General features: G+C 71.5%; 12 protein-coding genes and 2 pseudogenes. 3 read left to right on the top strand and 11 right to left on the bottom strand.

Translation table 11 applies throughout. The features are described from left to right. Window positions 1-7 precede the first annotated feature (7 nt). The 3 genes from ACFYP5_RS14415 to ACFYP5_RS14405 are packed head-to-tail and all read right to left on the bottom strand — an operon-like array spanning window position 8 to window position 4,979. A complete protein-coding gene (locus ACFYP5_RS14415; protein WP_389034982.1) occupies window positions 8-3,532 on the bottom strand; it encodes a 5-oxoprolinase/urea amidolyase family protein in 3,525 nt (1,174 codons plus the stop codon). Beyond that, a complete protein-coding gene (locus ACFYP5_RS14410; RefSeq protein ID WP_389034980.1) occupies window positions 3,529-4,164 on the bottom strand; it encodes an urea amidolyase associated protein UAAP2 in 636 nt (211 codons plus the stop codon). The genes ACFYP5_RS14415 and ACFYP5_RS14410 overlap by 4 nt, the downstream gene beginning before the upstream one ends. Continuing rightward, entirely contained in the window at window positions 4,161-4,979 is an 819-nt protein-coding gene (locus ACFYP5_RS14405; RefSeq protein WP_389034978.1) for an urea amidolyase associated protein UAAP1, read from the bottom strand. Before ACFYP5_RS14405 ends, ACFYP5_RS14410 begins: the two co-directional genes overlap by 4 nt. Window positions 4,980-5,180: 201 nt before the next feature. Between ACFYP5_RS14405 and ACFYP5_RS14400 the strand changes: the two genes are divergently transcribed. Continuing rightward, on the top strand, window positions 5,181-5,828 hold the full coding sequence (locus ACFYP5_RS14400) for a TetR/AcrR family transcriptional regulator (RefSeq protein WP_389034976.1): 648 nt from the start codon (window positions 5,181-5,183) through the stop codon (window positions 5,826-5,828). A 183-nt stretch (window positions 5,829-6,011) separates the two neighbouring features. On the opposite strand, the gene ACFYP5_RS14395 is transcribed toward ACFYP5_RS14400, so the two are convergent. From ACFYP5_RS14395 to ACFYP5_RS14365, 7 genes are all read right to left on the bottom strand, one after another. Then, on the bottom strand, window positions 6,012-6,449 hold the full coding sequence (locus tag ACFYP5_RS14395; RefSeq protein WP_389034974.1) for an SPW repeat protein: 438 nt from the start codon (window positions 6,447-6,449) through the stop codon (window positions 6,012-6,014). Between the two features lie 278 nt (window positions 6,450-6,727). Continuing rightward, window positions 6,728-7,687: an ADP-ribosylglycohydrolase family protein gene (locus ACFYP5_RS14390; protein WP_389034971.1), complete on the bottom strand. Its 960-nt coding sequence runs from the start codon at window positions 7,685-7,687 to the stop codon at window positions 6,728-6,730. A gap of 157 nt (window positions 7,688-7,844) precedes the next feature. Then, complete coding sequence (locus tag ACFYP5_RS14385; RefSeq protein WP_389034969.1) at window positions 7,845-9,383, bottom strand: amino acid permease; 1,539 nt, start codon at window positions 9,381-9,383, stop codon at window positions 7,845-7,847. 43 nt (window positions 9,384-9,426) lie between these two features. Then, window positions 9,427-10,452: an isopenicillin N synthase family dioxygenase gene (locus tag ACFYP5_RS14380; protein WP_389034966.1), complete on the bottom strand. Its 1,026-nt coding sequence runs from the start codon at window positions 10,450-10,452 to the stop codon at window positions 9,427-9,429. Next, the gene (locus ACFYP5_RS14375) at window positions 10,449-11,297 is read right to left on the bottom strand and encodes a hypothetical protein (protein ID WP_389034964.1); all 849 of its coding nucleotides are present in this window, start codon (window positions 11,295-11,297) and stop codon (window positions 10,449-10,451) included. Before ACFYP5_RS14375 ends, ACFYP5_RS14380 begins: the two co-directional genes overlap by 4 nt. 188 nt (window positions 11,298-11,485) lie before the next feature. After that, window positions 11,486-12,130 carry a fasciclin domain-containing protein gene (locus ACFYP5_RS14370; RefSeq protein WP_389034961.1) on the bottom strand — a complete coding sequence of 215 codons (645 nt, stop codon included), beginning with the start codon at window positions 12,128-12,130 and terminating at the stop codon, window positions 11,486-11,488. Between the two features lie 87 nt (window positions 12,131-12,217). Next, entirely contained in the window at window positions 12,218-13,825 is a 1,608-nt protein-coding gene (locus tag ACFYP5_RS14365) for a molybdopterin-dependent oxidoreductase (RefSeq protein ID WP_389035338.1), read from the bottom strand. 198 nt (window positions 13,826-14,023) lie between these two features. On the opposite strand from ACFYP5_RS14365, the pseudogene ACFYP5_RS14360 reads away from it, so the two are divergent. Next, window positions 14,024-14,426 (top strand): annotated as a pseudogene (locus ACFYP5_RS14360) (FAD-dependent oxidoreductase); the annotation flags it as partial. 40 nt (window positions 14,427-14,466) lie between these two features. Continuing rightward, window positions 14,467-14,665: pseudogene (locus ACFYP5_RS14355) on the top strand (hypothetical protein); the annotation flags it as partial. 10 nt (window positions 14,666-14,675) lie between these two features. On the opposite strand, the gene ACFYP5_RS14350 reads toward ACFYP5_RS14355, so the two are convergent. Next, window positions 14,676-16,040 carry a cryptochrome/photolyase family protein gene (locus tag ACFYP5_RS14350; RefSeq protein WP_389034959.1) on the bottom strand — a complete coding sequence of 455 codons (1,365 nt, stop codon included), beginning with the start codon at window positions 16,038-16,040 and terminating at the stop codon, window positions 14,676-14,678. Window positions 16,041-16,049 lie beyond the last annotated feature (9 nt).

The following is a 16,049-nucleotide window of genomic DNA, read 5'->3' as shown; positions in this document are numbered from 1 at the left end:
GTGCTCCTCAGTTCGTGGGGGGCGGGGCCAGGACCAGCAGTGCCGTGCCCGGTTCCACCTGGGCGCCCGGCCGGGTGAGGATCTCCACGACGACGCCGTCCGCCGGGGCGTGGACCCGGGACTCCATCTTCATAGCCTCCAGTGCGAGAAGAGGCTGACCCGCCGTCACCGTGTCGCCCGCGGCGACGTTCAGCCGCCAGACCGACGCCGCGAACTCGGCCTCCAACAGCCGGCCGCCCGACGGCACCGTCACTTCGGCGGCCGGTGACGCCGGTTCCGTGGCGGCCTCCGCCCGTGCGAACTCCCCGGCCGCCTCCCAGGCATCCCGTTCCGCCGCGAAGGCGGCGCCCTGACGGGTGCGGAAACCGGCGATCGAGTCGGCGTTGTCGGCCAGGAACTTCTCGTACCGCGCCAGGGAGAACTCGCCCTCCTCGATCCGCGGTACGAACCGGCCGGACGCGATGTCCGCGCGGAGCTCCAGGAGTTCGTCCGCCTCCACCGGGTACCACTTGATCCGGTCGAAGAACCTCAGCAGCCACGGTGAGCCGGGTTCGAAAGCGCCGCGCTGCTGCCACCCCGACCACACCTGGGTGGTGCGCCCGACGAACTGGTAACCGCCCGGCCCCTCCATCCCGTAGACGCAGAGATAGGCGCCGCCGATGCCGACCGAGTTCTCGGCCGTCCAGGTGCGGGCCGGGTTGTACTTGGTGGTGACCAGGCGGTGCCGGGGGTCGAGCGGGGTCGCGACCGGCGCGCCCAGATAGACGTCGCCGAGGCCCAGCACCAGATACTCGGCGTCGAAGACCGTGCGGTACACGTCGTCGACCGAGTCCAGGCCGTTCACCCGGCGGATGAACTCGATGTTCCACGGGCACCAGGGGGCGTCGTCGCGTACCCCGGCCATGTAGCGGGCGATGGCCTCACGGGTCGCCGGATCGTCCCAGGACAGCGGCAGATGCACGGTCCGCGACGGCACGGTCAGAGCGTCCGTCGGCGGGAGCGACGCCTCGGTGGCGTGGAGGAGTGCCAGGAGCCGGTGCTGGGGGAGGAGCTCCGGATCCGTCTGGATCTGGAGCGAGCGGATGCCGGGTGTGAGTCCGGTGATGCCGGGTACGGCCGCCGCGGTCAGCGCCTCCATCAGGGCGTGCACCCGCATCCGCAGGGCCAGGTCCAGCTGCATCGGGCCGTACTCGACCAGCACGTTGTCGTCGCCGCTGCGGCGGTACGTGACGTCGTCGCTCCGGTACAGGATGCCGCCGTCGACGATGTCCGGGCGCCGCTCGCCGGCGATCGTCACCGGTGTGAAGCGGACCGTGTCGCCGGGCCGCAGCTGGCCCAGCTTCCACCGCTCGCCCGTCACCACGGTCGCCGGGCAGACGAAGCCGCCCAGCGACGGCCCGTCGGGGCCGAGCAGCACGGGCATGTCTCCCGTGTAGTCGACGGCGCCCACGGAGTACGGCGTGTCGTGGATGTTCGAGGGGTGGAGTCCGGCCTCGCCGCCGTCGGAGCGGGCCCAGCGCGGTTTGGGGCCGACCAGGCGGACACCGGTGCGGGCCGAGTTGAAGTGGACCTTCCAGTCGGCGGCGTAGAAGTCGTGGATGTCCTCCGCGGTGAAGAATTCCGGTGCGGCGTGCGGGCCTTCGGCCGCGCCGATGTGCCAGCTGCCACCGATGCGCGGACGGTCGGCGTCCGGTACGGGGGCGCTCGGGGTGCGCACCGTGCCGCCGTGCAGGACATCGCCCGTGCGCAGGGCCCGGCCGCCGTGTCCGCCGAAGCCGCCGAGGGTGAAGGTCGCCGCGCTGCCCAGGAAGCCGGGCACGTCCAGGCCGCCGCCGGCGAAGAGGACGTACGTACGCAGACCGTGTCCGTCGGGTGCGCCGACCGAGAGTGTGGCGCCCGCAGGGACGGTGACGGGTTCCCACAGCGCGACCGGTTCGCCGTCGACCGTCACGGGGGCGGGCGCGCCCGTGACACAGACCGTGGTCGGGTGGGTGAACCGCAGGGCCGGGCCCTGAAGCGTGCATTCCAGGCCGGGTGCGCCCGCGTCATTGCCGAGCGCGGTGTTGCCGAGGCGGAACGACAGGTCGTCCATCGGGCCCGACGGCGGGACGCCGACCTGCCAGTACCCCGTGCGGCCGGGCCAGTCCTGCACCGTGGTGAGGGTGCCGCCGGAGATCACCTCGATGCGCGGCGTCGGGTCGCCGACGGTGGCGAGCGTGGCCGTGGAGTGCGCGGCGGTGCGGACCCGGTCGTCGGCCAGAGCGGCCCGTACCAGTCCGAGGTTGGTCTCGATGCCGTCGATCCGGGTGGCGGCGAGTGCGGCGTCCAGCCGGGCGAGGGCCTCGTCGCGGTCGGTGCCGTACGCGACGACCTTCGCCAGCATCGGGTCGTACGACGTCGTCACCTCCGTCCCCGTCTCGACCCAGGTGTCGACACGGACTCCCTCGGGGAACGCGACCCGGGTCAGCAGGCCCGCGCCGGGGCGGTGGTCGCGGGTCGGGTCCTCGGCGTAGACCCGGGCCTCGACGGCATGGCCGCGCGGCGCATCCGGTTCGCGTACGACATCCGTGTCGCCCTGGGCGAGGCGCAGCATCCACTCGACGAGGTCGACGCCGTAGATCTCCTCGGTGACCGGGTGTTCGACCTGGAGGCGGGTGTTGACCTCCAGGAAGTACGCCTCCGCGCGCGCCGCGTCGTAGACGAACTCCACCGTGCCCGCCGAGCGGTAGCCGACCGCACCGCACAGATCCTGCGCGGACGCGGTCAGTTGTTCACGGACGTGCGGCGGCAGCCCCGGGGCGGGGGCCTCCTCCAGGACCTTCTGGTTGCGGCGCTGGAGGGAGCAGTCGCGGTCGCCGAAGGTCACCACCCGGCCCCGGCCGTCGCCGAAGACCTGCACCTCGACATGGCGGGCGTCCTCCACGAGGCGTTCGAGGAAGACACCGGCGGAGGAGAAGGACGCGGCGGCGACCCGCTGCACCCGCTCCCAGGCGTCGACGAGTTCGTCGGCGGATCGACATGCCGACATGCCGATACCGCCGCCACCGCCGGTCGCCTTGAGCATCACGGGATAGCCGATGCGGCCGGCCGCGGCCACCGCCGACGGCAGATCGGGGAGCAGCCCGGTGCCGGGGGCGAGCGGTACGCCCGCGGCCTCGGCTGCCGCGCGAGCGGTGTGCTTCGCTCCGAACAGCTCCAGCTGCTCGGCGGTCGGGCCGACGAAGACGATCCCCGCGTCCTCGCAGCGCCGGGCGAACCCGGCGTCCTCGGAGAGGAAGCCGTAGCCGGGGTGGATGGCCCCTGCCCCGGTGTCCTTGGCGGCCTTCAGCACCAGGTCGGCGTCGAGGTACGACTCCTTGGCGGGCGCGGGACCCAGCCGTACCGCCGTGTCGGCGAGGCGGACATGGGGCGCCGAGCGGTCGGGATCGGAGAAGACCGCGACCGTACGGAGACCGAGGCGGTGAGCGGTGCGGATGATCCGTACCGCGATCTCGCCCCGGTTGGCCACCAGCAGTGTGTCGAAGTTCGTCATGGGGTGGCCTCGCTGATGGTGGCTTCGACGGCCGTCGGGTCGAAACCGTTGCAGGGGTTGTTGATCTGCGGGCAGTTGGAGACCAGGACCAGGACGTCCCGTTCGGCTCGCAGGGTGACCCGCAGACCGGGGGCGGAGATGCCGTCGACGATGCCGAGCGTGCCGTCCTTCTCCACGGGGACGTTCATGTACCAGTTGATGTTGGAGACCAGATCGCGCTTGCCGAGCCCGTACCGGGCGCCCTCCACGAGGAAGTTGTCCACACAGGCGTGCTGCGACCAGGTGTGGTGTCCGTAGCGCAGGGTGTTGGACTCCTTGGAGCAGGCGCCGCCGACCGTGTCGTGGCGGCCGCAGGTGTCCTCGGTGACCGTCATCAGCGGGGTGTGCTCGTCGGACAGCAGCACGCTGCCGGTGGTGAGGAAGATGCTGCCCTGCGCGTGGACGGTGTCCGGGGCGCTGTAACGGACGGCGGTGTCCTGGGCGTCGTACACCAGGAAGTCCACGGCCTGGTTGCCGTGCAGATCGGTCAGAGTGAGTTGTTCGCCGGCGTGGACGACGGCGGACCAGGCGGCTCGCGCGGGGATCACCTCCGAGCTGCGGACGGTGCCGGTGACAGTGGTGGCGACGGTCATGCGAGCCCCCTGGCGGTGAGGAAGTCGAGCGTGTTGAGGAAGGCCCGGCGGCCCTCCGGTGTGGCGTCCCAGAGCTGGTCCCCGGGCGCAGTCGGGCGGGCGCGCCAGGCCAGCACCTCCAGCGGGGTGCAGACGTAGTCGGGGCGCGGGTCCAGCGGATGCGGGACGTTGGCGATGAGCACGGTCAGGGCTTGCTCGGCGCGGAGCGTCACCGACGCGCCCGGTCCGGCGGAGCCGGTGAAGTCCAGGGCGCCGTCCTCCCGTACCTCGACACCCTGGAAGAAGGAGAGCGAGGGGGGCAGATCGCGCGGGCCGAGTCCGTTCTTCGCGGCAGCGAGCTTCAGCAGCTCCCGGCCGGCCGGGGACGGCGACTGCGGGGCGCCGTCCCCGTACCGCTCGGTGTTGCGTACGAGGGTCGACGTGCCGCACAGGGCGTCGTGCCGGCCCGAGCCGTCGGCGACCACCGAGGCGAGGACCCGCCCCTGGTCGGAGAGGAGCAGCCGGTCGGCGCCGAGGTAGGCGTTCCACTGGACCTTGACGGTGTCCGCGGTGTTGAGCCGCTCCCAAGGACGCCCGTCCACGTACAGCAGCAGATGGGCGCAGGCGTCGCCCGCGAGATCGGTGAGCCGGAGCTCGGTGCCGCGGGCGAGTACCCGGTGGGTGTAGTTGCCCCCTGCCACGGTCTCGGCCCAGACCGGCGTGCCGGGCACGGCCGCGGGCCAGTCGCTCGCGGGTACCACCGGCATCGTTCCGGTACGGGTGCCGTGCTGGGCGCGGGCGTGGTCCCGGGCTCCGTGTGTCGTCGCTGTCGCCATGGCTGGACCCTCCGGCTCGACGTGACTGGGTCGATCGCGCACTGCTGTCGCGCACCCTTGTCGGTGCATTTCCGTCACGCATTTCTGTCGCGTGACAGAAATTAGGACGCGGGCGAGTCGGGGCCATTGCCCGTCCGTTGCACGGGAGTTACCGAGTGCTCACCAAGATCGGGGCGGGCACCGATGTGCGACGATCGACCCATGTCCACCACCGGGAGACGGGTCGGCCGGCCGCGCGCCCAGCAGCGCGCGGACAGCGGACTGTCCGCGCGCGAAGAACTGCTGACCGCCGCCGCCGAACTGTTCACCACCCGCGGGTACGCCGCGACCACCACCCGGGCCGTCGCGGAACGGGCCGGCATGCGGCAGGCGACGATGTACCACTACGTCGCGGGCAAGGAGGACCTCCTGGCGGAGCTCCTGGAATCCACGGTCACTCCGTCGTTGGCGCTGGCCGGGAAGCTGCTCGCCGACGATGCGACAGCCGCCGAGAACCGGCTGTGGGAGCTGTGTCGCTCCGACGTGGCGCTGCTGTGCGGCGGCCCGTACAACCTGGGCGCCCTCTACGTACTGCCCGAGGTGCGGGCCGAGCGGTTCGCCGGCTTCCACCGGGTGCGGGACGAGCTGAAAGGGGCGTACGGGAAGCTGCTGGCGGCGACCCGGGCAGGGGCGGCGCTGGACGAGGGGGAACTGGCGCTCCGTACCGATCTGGTCTTCGGCCTCATCGAGGGCGTGATCCTGGTCCGCCGCTCGGGGCCGGAACGGTCGGCAGCCGCGTTCGCGGCGGCGACGGCGGATGCGGCGTTGAGAATTGTGGGGACGCGAATTGTGGGGGCGCGGCCCGACTGACGGGCCTGCCCGCTTGGCCAGGGGGTGTGTGGCATCGAGGCCGGCCGGCCACGCGTCGGCCGGCCGGGCGCCCGCAGGCATGCGGGGTGCGGGCGGGGCACGCCTCGGCCGGCCCGCTCGGTGCGGACCGGCCGACGGCTTTCCGTCCTCCGTCCGGCCCGGCGGCGATCCGCCGGGCAGGTGCTAGGTCCGACTGCTCTTCATCGAGGCACCGACGCATACGAGCCCGAGCACCAGAGCCAGACCGCCGATGATGACGTTGTTGAGGATGACGCCCATGTCGGGGCTGCTGCCGACGATCCACGGCGACAGGATCATCCAGATACCCATGGCACAGATGGCCCAGCTCAGGCCGTACATCCGGGCCGGCATCACGGTGAACCCGAGTCCCAGCACCGCGATCGCGATCCCCATGATCAGGTTGTGCTGCACGAGTGTGGGCTGGCTCGCGGTGAAGTGGAGCACCCAGGGCGAGATGGCGCAGTAGAGACCGACGAGGAACACCGGTCCGTCCACGAGTGCCACATCGCGACCGCCGAGCATGCGGGCGTAGCGTTCCCGCATTTCGGAAACATCCGGGTGACTGGCTATGTCAGCGCGGGTGTGTGAGACGTTGGACATGAGAGTCGTCTCCTTCGATCCTGCAGGCCCGACCGCGGGGTGTGAGGGTGACGTGCGGTAGGCGCCTCTTCCCACCATTCTGCGCTTATCTGGGCCTTATGTGCATGTTTCGCCCATAAGGGCTGTCCCGTAATCCGTGGTGAATCAGCGCGCGGCGTCGGTTGCGGTGCATCGCCAGGCGAGGGGCGTCCTCATAGCGGTCGTACTGGGGCGTTCCGAGAACGCAGCGAGGTGCCGTGGCCGTCGTCGTGCGCCCGCCAAGGATGACGGGACAGCCCTCAGGAACTGTGCGAATCCAGGCGACGGGCCAGGGCCGTCAGCTGCGCCGTTCTCAGGACCCGGTCCCCGAACCCCGGCAGCGGTACATGCAGCGGCTCCGTCCAGCGCGACGGGATCGCACTCCTCCCGTGCACCGCCCCGGCCAGGCCGCCGGTCACGGCCGCGACCGTGTCGGTGTCCCCGCCCACGTCGATGGCGGCCGCCAGCGCGGCCTCGAAGGTACGTGTCGTACGCAGCACCCAGACCGCGGTGCCCAGGCACGGCCACACCGCCCCGTTGAACTCCGTCGCCAGGCCTGGGTGCCAGTCGGGGGCGAGGACCGACGCCCAGCGTTCGCGCTGATCGTCGGATACGGCGGCCAGCGCGCCCGGGAGGGCGGTGAGCGGGTCGTCGCCGTTCAGTGCCACCCGGATCAGGTCATGGAGGACGGCGGTGCCCTCCCAGGCGGCCCGGTCGCCGTGCGTCAGTGCCGCGATCCGGCGGGCGGCGTGCATTGTTGCCGCCCGCGCCGCCGGCTCCGGGCCGTCGGCCCGCGCGAAGTACACGGCGGAGGTCGCCGCCCGCATCAGCGAGCCGTTGCCCGCCGCCCGCCCCTCGACCTGGAAGTGGAGTGCGGCGGCCACGTCCCAGGGGTCGCCGCTCGTCAGTACGTACTCGGTCTGCAGCCCGATGTCCTTCGGCTCGCCCGCCGCCCACTGCCGGAACCTGCCGAACATGTCGGCGAGGTCGAGCCCGTCCCGCTCCAGCAGGGACTCACCGACCAGGACAGCCATCTGGGTGTCGTCCGTCGCCTCGCCCGGATCCCAGCCGCCGCCCCCGCACATCGCGCCGGCACCCTCCGGGAACCGGGTCGTGTACACACCCGCCGGACCGAACTCGAACGGCGCCCCGAGCGCGTCACCGACCGCCGATCCGACGACGGCGCCCACCACCCGGTCCTGCCTGCTCCCCTGGTCCATGGACTCAGCCTAAGAGCTGTCCCGCAATCCCTGGCGGGCGCACGACGACAGCTACGGCACCTCGCTGCGTTGTCGGAACGCCCGAACGTCCAGTATGAGGACGCCCCTCCGCCTGGCGATGCACCGCATCCGACGCCGCGCGCCGATCCACCAGGGATTACGGGACAGCCCTTCGGGAGACCGACCTGCTCCGGTACACCTGGTACGCCGCGCCCATCAGGACCGTCGCGGCAAGGAACAGGACCGTGAACCACTGGAAGTACCAGTGCCCGCCCGCAGGGTCGTATACCGCGGCCCGCGGCCAGGCCAGATTGACGGTCATCACCAGCCCGTACAGCAGCGCGAGCGCGTTGACGGCAATGCCCCAGCGGCCCAGCGAGAACAGCGGCCGGCCCTGCTCGTCCACGGCGTCCGTCCGTGCGGCGAACGTACCGCGCAGCCGGCGGACCAGCAGCGGACCCGTCACCATCGAGTACGCGAGGTAAAGCATCACGATGCAGGTGGTGCCGATCGCCAGGAAGGCGTCGGGCGACGCGAAGTTGAGCAGCAGCAGGACCGCCGAGAGCACACCCACGACGACTGCCGGAGCGGTCGGCATACCGGTACGCGCGTTCACCTTCGACAGCAGGGCCGAGCAAGGCAGCCGGCCGTCGCGGGCCATCGAGAACAGCATGCGGCAGGCCGCCGTCTGTACGGCGAGCGTCGCCACCGCGATGGCGATCACCACGTCGACCAGGAGCACCCGGCCGACTCCGTCGCCGAGGCTGCTGGTCAGCACGTAACTCATGCCGTCGACCGCGAGATGACCGTCGGTCAGGCTGGGTGCCGCCAGCAGCCCGCCCAGCACCAGCAGTCCGCCGAGCAGACCGGCAGCGCCCAGGGCGGAGAGGACGGTACGAGGCGCGGTACGGCGCGGGTCGCGGGTCTCCTCGCTCATCTCGCCCGCGCTGTCGAAGCCGATCATGACGTACGCGGCCGTGAACGAACCCACCAGCAGCGCGCCGAACACCCCCGTCCCGGCGCCACCGGTATGGAAGGTGACGGAAGGGGTGCGTTCCGAGTGGGTGAGGAGCAGCACCACGATCAGCACGGCGCCGATGATCTCGGCGGTGACACCGACCCGGTTGACGACCGACATCACGCGGTTGTCGAGGATGTTCACCAGCGTGGTGAGGACCAGCAGGACGGTGCCGAGCAGTGCCGCGTTCATGGCACCCGTCGGGGACAACGGCGCGGGGTCGCCGCCGATCAGCTGGAACCCCGGCCAGATGGGCGGCATCACCATCTGCAGGGCCAGTGCGGCCGCGGCGACCACCACGATCTGGCCGATGACCATGATCCAGCCCGCGAACCAGCCGAAGGTCGGGTTGGACAGCCGCGACGACCACTGATAGATCGCGCCCGATATCGGGTAGCGGGCGGCGAGTTCGGCGAAGCAGGCGGCGACCAGCAGCTGGCCGGTCAGCACCGCGGGCCACGCCCAGAAGAAGACCGGGCCGCCGAAGGAGTAGCCGACGGCGAAGAACTGGAAGACCGTCGTCAGCACCGAGATGAACGAGAAGCCCGCGGCGAACGAGGCGTAGCGGCCGAGGCTGCGGTGGAGCTCCTGACGGTACCCGAACTCCTGCAGGGGGGAGCCGGGTTCTGCGGGGACGGGTGGATCGGGGAGTACGTCGGTGGGGGCGGTGACGGACATGGCAGCACCTGCTCTCAGGGACGGGGAAGGGGAGGGAGGGAGTTCAGGAACGAGGGGCGTGGCGTGCTTCCTGGCCGAACGAGGAGAGGGGCAGGGCGCCCTCCGGCAGCGTCGTCTTGCCGTCGGCCGTCCGCCGCCCGAGATAGCCGAAGGTCTGGATGGTCTGCGCGTAGAGGTGCTCGCCGGCGATGACACCGGTGCGCGCGGGTCTGCCGGGACCGGTGAAGGCAGGCAGCGGGGCGATGGGGGTGTCGTAGTCGACTGTGCAGAACAGCGGGAAGGAGTAGCGCTCCTCGGTGACCTTGCGGACCCGGTGGGAGGTGGCGGCGAACTCGCCGTTGGTCCAGAGCTCCAGCAGATCACCGGTGTTGACGACGAAGCAGTCGTCGAGCGGCGGTGCGTCGATCCACTCGCCGGCGCCGTTCATCACCTCCAGGCCGGGGGCGGTGGGGCGCAGCAGGGTGAAGCATTCGTAGTCGGTGTGGGCGCCGATGCCGGGACGGTCCTCCGCCGTCGGGTCGTACGGGTAGTGGATGAGCCGGAGCTGGCTGGTGGGCCGGGTGAGATACGGGGCGAACGCGTCCCGTTGCAGACCGAGCGCCTCGGCGAAACCCCCGAACAGGGTGTGGCCCAGGGCGAGGACGGCGTCGTACCAGGCGGTGACCGGCTCACGGAACCCGGACAGTGCCGGCCACTGGTTGGGTCCGAGCAACGGACCGGTGACGTCGGGGAGTTCGAGGGAGAGGTCGAAGGCCTCCTTGCGGTCGGCGGTGGCGCCGGCGAAGACTTCCTCGCCCTCGGGGACGTAACCGCGGTGGTTGGACGACTTCCCGATCCAGCAGGCCATCTTCTCCTCGGCGGGCTGGGCGAAGAACGCCTTCGCGGCATCGAGGAGCCGGTCGAAGAGAGCGGGGTCGATTCCGTGACCCGAGAGGTAGAGGAAGCCGGTCTCGCGGGCGGCGCGCCCCAACTCGGCCACCGCGTCGGCGCGTTCATCGGGGCGGCGGCCGATGCGCAGGGCTGTGATGTCCACGACCGGGAGCTCGGTGAAGGAGGTCGGGGACGTCAACGGATGCCTTCCGGGGCGGGCGCGGATGCGGCGAGGGCAGTGGTTCCGGTGGAGTGGAGGGCGGCGAGAAGTCCCTCGGCGGCGGTGACCTCGAAGGCCCGGGTGTACGGGGTCCCGTCGGGCCGCACGTCGTTCACCACCAGTCCCGCGCAGCCGTCGAGGGCCGGGGCCGTCTCGGCACCCACACGGTGGGGCAGCGTCGAGCGCTCGACGGTCCACCGGCAGTGTTCGATCCGCCCGAGGGAGAGCTCGAAGTCGAGGAGGGCACGGGCCCGGCCGATGTCGGCTGCGCCGCGTACCAGTTCGGCCGGCGAGGCATCGGCGGGCAGCGGTTCGGCGCGGTCGCGCACCAGGGCGAACCGGTCGCCGGCCCGGACCAGCAGCCCCGTGCAGCCGCTCTCCGGATCGAACAGCTCGACGGCGGCGGACGGTCCGGCGCTGCGCACCGGGCGCCAGTGTTCGAGGTACGCGACGTGCACGCCCGTCTCGACGAGCACGGAGCCCTCACGGCGCAGCCGCCCGGCGTCCGGGAGTCCGGCGGGCCCGAAATCGAGGGTGCGGGTCCAGTGGAACACGTCGGAGCGCTGCCGCAGCCGCCCTGCGAAGGCCTCCTGACGGGTGAGTGCCAGAAGATCCTCGAAGGGGAGGCAGGACAGGGAGGTGACGCCGGGGTGGCGGGGGTGGTTCGCGGGCTGCCGCAGATCTGCGTACCGGGCAGGGCCCTGCAGCCAGGTCACCGAAGTGGTGGTGTCCCGGCGCCCGTCCGCGTCGACGAGCAGCGAACGGTGCCAGACACCGGTCAGTTCGGGGACGGACGGCGGGATGGCGTGCGGCTTCGCGGACATGGCGGCCCCTTGCGGCGCAGCGGCCGGAGCCGCATTCCTGTCGGATGACAGAAATTAGGGAGAACCTGTTTCCGCTGAATGACACGGCCGTGTCCGTGCGGCGCCGAAGTGCTCACTGCGGTCGCGCACGGAAGAGACCGGCCGGGGCGGTGACGCGGCCCCGGCCGGCCGATGGCGACGCCGTGGCGCTACTGCGGGGGCATCAGCACGGTGTCGACGATGTACACCGTGGCGTTGGCGGTCGGGACATTGCCGCAGACGACCTTCGAGCTGTCGTTCACCGTGTAGGCCATGTCCGAGCCGGAAGTCGTCAGCTCGCTCTTGGCCAGCGTGGCGAAGGAGCCCTTGTCCAGCTGCTGCGGCGCCAGCTTCCGCCCCACCACGTGATAGGTCAGGACCTTGGTGAGCTGCTCCTTGTCCGCCAGCAGCTTGTCCAGGTCGGCCTGCGGGATCTTGGCGAACGCGTCATCGGTCGGGGCGAACACGGTGATGTTCTCCGCGTTGTTCAGGGTGTCGACCAGACCGGCCTTCTTCACCGCGGCGATCAGGGTGGAGAGCGCCGGGTTGTGCGAGGCCGCCGTGGCGACCGGGTCCTTCGCCATGCCCGCGAAGCTGCCCGCACCGTCCTTCGGTACGGACGAACAGCCGGGTCCGAAGGGCTCGTTCATGTTCATCGACCCGCTCGCCGTGGCCGACGGCGATGTCTTGGCCGAGCTTGCGGCGGAGCCGGACGCAGAGTCCTTGGAGTCGCTGGAGCAGGCTGTCAGGGCCAGCGGCAGTACCGCGGCGGCGGAGACGACAACGGCGGCACGGCGAAGGTGCAGAGGGGGCATGTGATTCTCCTGAATCGAGATGCGCGAGGCGCGCGAGACGGTTGAGAACGAAGAAGTGAATGAGGGCGCGTGCGGGGGGTGTTCGGGTCAGGACACGTCGACCACCACCGAGTGCCGGCCGGTCGCACCGTCCGGGACGGTGCCGACGCGTTCTACGGTCTGAGTGGCCCCGGTCCCGTCGGTCGCCCTGACCTCCAGCGTGTGACGGCCGGAAGTGGCCGGCCACTCCCACACCCACTGGCGCCAGGTGTCCCGGTTGTCCTGTGCCGCGAGGCGGGCCGGATGCCACACACCGCCGTCGACGCGGACCTCCACCCGGGAGATCCCCCGGTGCTGGGCCCAGGCCACCCCGGCGACGGGCACGATGCCTGGCTTCGGCGAGGCGAACGGGCGCGGTGTGTCGATCCGGGACTCCGTCTTCACCGGCGCCTGCCGGGCCCAGCTGCGCCTGACCCAGTAGGCGTCGTAGGAGGCGAACGTCGTCAGCTCGATGTCCTTGATCCACTTGCAGGCCGAGACGTACCCGTACAGTCCCGGCACCACCATGCGGACCGGGAAGCCGTGCGCGAACGGCAGGGGTTCGCCGTTCATGCCGAGGGCGAGCATCGCGTCGCGCCCGTCCATGACCGCCTCGACCGGCGTGCCGATCGTCATGCCGTCGACGGAACGCGCCACGATCTGGTCGGCGGGACCGTCCCGCGAAGGCGGTTCCACCCCGGCCTCTCGCAGCAGATCGGCCAGCCGTACACCGATCCACCGGGCATTGCCCACGTAGGGGCCGCCGACCTCGTTGGAGACGCACGCCAGGGTGATGTCGCGCTCGATGATCTCCCGCCTCAGCAGGTCCCGGAAGCTGACCGTGAGAGGGCGGGTGACCCCCTTGCCGTGGATCCGCAGCCGCCACGGATCGGCGTCGACGCGCGGCACGACCAGGGCGGTGTCCACCCGGTAGAAGCTCTTGTTCGGGGTGATGAACGAGCTCAGCCCGCGAATCCGCAGATCCGCCCCGGGCGGCACGGCGGGCGCCGGCGACTCGGGTACCGGGAGGACGAGATCACGCCGTGAGGCGGCGGCACCGGCCTGGACCGAGGACGTCAGCCGCCGTCCCAGGAACCCCGCACCGGCCGAGGCCGCCGCCGCAGCGGTCGCCGCGATCACGAAACCGCGCCGGTCGAAGGTGCCGTCCCCCTGCCCGTCCCGCACTCCAGCCGCAGGAGAGGGACGGAGCACCGAACCGAGCCGTCCGGCCAGGAGATACAGCACTCCTGCGGTGACCACGGCACCCACCACCGAGGGCAGGGCATCGGCGGGGCTGCCTTCCGGCCGTCCCACCGCCGCCACCGCGCCGACCACGCCGAAGACCAGAACGGCCGCCGAGCCGAGCAGCCGGTGCCGCGACGCCAGGATCCCGACCGCCACGGCGAATACCGCCAGCAGTGCCAGGATGCCCAGTTGGAGCACCAGTTTGTCGGCGGTGCCGAAGTGCCGTACGGCGAAGTCCTTCACGGCCGGGGGCGTGCGGTCGATGACCGCCCCGCCCACCGCCGCGACCGGACCCGCCTCAGGACGTACGACAGCCGAGGCCAGTTCGGCCACGGCCAGGGCGCAGAACCCGGCGATCAGACCGCTGAGCCCGGCGAGACCGGCACGTGTCCAGCGGGACCGCCGGGGCCGGGTGGCCCCGTGCTCCTGCACATCGTTCTGTTCTTCGCTCACAACTGGGGTTCGTCACCGGACGGCCTGCGGATTGGTCCATCACCCGACCGGAGGAGAAGCGGTCATCGACCAATCCCTCACGGCTCCGGCTACGGATCACCTCCGAGGGGTGCTCAAAGAGGGCCCGTTCGCCGCGCACCGGGCTCCGCCCGGCACCGATGGACCGGAGGAACCGGCATGGCGCGCAATCGCCGGCGGACAGCTGTGGTGGGCAGCGGGGTGGCGGGACTGACCGCCGCGTATGTGCTCGCCCGGGCGCACGACGTGACGCTGTACGAGTCCGACGAACGGATCGGAGGTCATGCACACACCCATGACATCGCTGCTGCCGGCGGTGCGTTCGCACCGCGTCGACTCGGGATTCATCGTGCACAACGGGCGTACGTACCCGTACCTTCTGCGGCTCTTCGCCGAACTCGGTGTGGCCACCCAGGAGTCCGAGATGAGCATGTCCATCCGGTGCGAGGGCTGCGGTATCGAGTACGCGGGCGGGCGCGGGCCCGCCGGACTCCTCGCCCGGCCGGGCACCGCACTGCGCGCGTCCTACCTCCGGATGCTGGCCGAGGTGCCGCGCTTCCACGCGCGGCACGGTTGCTGCTCGACACCGGGGACGAGGGTGATGGCTCAGGGCCCTGATCGTCTGCGCGGAGCCGGCTGCGGCGGCGGACACGGTCGTCTCACCGCTGGTGATGAGTTTCCTGCTGACCCGGGGCAGTGGGAAAGCGCTGCTGGAACGGCATATGGCGGGGCGGCCGGGCTATGCCGGGTACACCGCCCGGACCAGCGGCTTCTTCCCCCCGGCCGCCGCGGAAACGCTGACAGCCGGCCTTCAGCCGAGGCCGCGAGCCCGTTCGAAGCGGGCGCGGGCCTCGGCCAGGTCCACCACCGGATCCGGATAGCCGAGCCGCGCCCGGTCCGGGCCGGCGAGCTTCCACGGCTCGTGGACCGCAGTGCCCGCCAGGTCCGCCAGCTCCGGCACCCAGCGCCGTACGTACGTGCCCCGCGGATCGAACCGCTTGCCCTGGACCACCGGATTGAGCACCCGGTTGGGGCGGGTGTCCGTACCGGTGCCCGCCACCCACTGCCAGTTGAGCTGATTGTTCGCCAGATCCCCGTCGACCAGGAGATCCAGGAAGTGACGGGCGCCGACGCGCCAGTCCACGTACAGCGTCTTCGTGAGAAAGCTCGCAACCAGCATGCGGCCCCGATTGTGCATCCAGCCCTCGTGCGCCAGCTGTCGCATCGCCGCGTCGACCAGTGGATAGCCGGTGAGTCCGGCACGCCACGCCTCGATCTCGTCGGGATCGGACCGCCACCGGTCGCCCCGTGGACGGTAGTCGGCCCATGCCGCGTCCGGCCGGGCGGCGAGGACCTGGTGGTGGAAGTCCCGCCAGGCCAGCTGCCGCACGAACGCGTCGGCGCCCGGCCCGCCCTTCTCACGTGCCCGGTTCACCAGTTCGGCCGCGGAGAGGCAGCCGAAGTGCAGATACGGCGACAGCCGGGACGTCGCGTCCCCGCCGAGGTCGTCGTGGCCGGTCCCGTAGTCGGCCATCGGGCCGTTCAGCCAGGAGGCGAGCAGCCTGCGCCCTGCCGTCTCGCCGCCCTCGGCGAGACCCGGTGAGACGCCCGTGACCTCCGCTCGCGCCGGCAGCGGTGCGGAGGACACGGTGTCCGGCACCCGTACCGTCCGGGGACCGGTCAGTGTGCCCCGGACACCGGCCGCCTCCCAACGGCGGAAGTACGGGGTGAACACTGCGAAATGGTCGCGTCCCGCCGGGACGGCCCGGCCCGGCGGGAGGGCGGTGACCACCGCGTCATGGACGTGCAGGGTGCAGCCGGCAGCCCCGAGAGCCGTACGCAGACGGTCCTCACGTTCCCGCGCGTACCCGCTCACCCCGGCCGCGATGTGCAGACTCCGCGCACCCGTCTCCGCGACCACGGCGCATACCTCGGGGACGACGTCGCCGCGGCGGACGACGAGCCGGCCACCGCGGCGACGCAGCTCCGCGTCGAGACCGACGAGGCAGTCGGCGAGGAACGCCCGCCGGTTCGGCGCGTCGAAACCGGCCCGGCGGATGCCGTCGTCCTCGACGAAGAGGGGGACGACGGCATCCGTCCCGCGCACCGCCGCGGACAGGGCCGGGTTGTCGTGCAGCCGCAGATCGGAGGTGAACAGGGCGACCGAGACGGTCATGACAGGGGG

This window comes from Streptomyces sp. NPDC005262, from assembly GCF_042872425.1.
Taxonomy (GTDB): Bacteria; Actinomycetota; Actinomycetes; order Streptomycetales; family Streptomycetaceae; genus Streptomyces.
This window is presented reverse-complemented; position numbering and strand designations above follow the sequence as displayed.